Consider the following 634-nt stretch of genomic DNA (forward strand, 5'->3'; position numbering starts at 1 on the left):
CCCGAGTTCAGGGTGAGGGTCGGCAGGTTCGCCGCCTTCGCCGCGAGCATCGCGTCCTTGATGGCGCCCGGGTCCGGAGCCGATGCGCCGATCGCCGAGCAGCCGCCCTTGACTCCGGCGGAGATCGTCGAGGCCTGCTTGGCGGAGTCGTTCGACGAGCCCTGGTAGTCCAGCGTGACGCCGAGCTGCTTGGCGGCGTCCTCCGCTCCCTTCTGCACGACGGACCAGAAGGTCCCGCCGTCACCGTGCGTGTAGATGCAGATCTTGATCGACGCGTTCGCCGCGTCTGCGGTTGAGCTGCTCGAGGCCTTCCCCGAACAACCTGCGAGGGCGAGAGCGAGGACCGCCACGCCTGCCGCCATGATGGCGAGCTTCTTCTTGACCAACTCTGGTGCTCCTTCTCTTCGTTGAGTGAGTGCGGACGGGCTCTGGGACCGACCCGTGAATGAGAGTATGTCCGATCAAATGAACGATGTCCAGCATTTCTCGACAATTTGTTCTTACATTCTGTCAACTAGCGCGTAGGCTGGCCACAGACTCGCGCGGGAACCCCGCCCGCGCACCGATGTCGATCCAAAGGAGGACCGAGATGACCACGCGCACGCCGCTCGGCGTAGGCCTGATCTCCGTCGGG

The 634-nt window shown here is 64.5% G+C and carries 1 protein-coding gene; it reads right to left on the reverse strand.

Annotated elements, in window-relative coordinates; genetic code table 11:
• On the reverse strand, window positions 1–386 hold a 386-nt coding region (locus ASG00_RS06235; protein ID WP_156456209.1), incomplete at its 3' end, for a substrate-binding domain-containing protein.
• Window positions 387–634 lie beyond the last annotated feature (248 nt).

Origin of the sequence: Microbacterium sp. Leaf351 (assembly GCF_001423825.1) — a bacterium.
In the GTDB taxonomy this organism is placed as follows: Bacteria; Actinomycetota; Actinomycetes; order Actinomycetales; family Microbacteriaceae; genus Microbacterium; species Microbacterium ginsengisoli.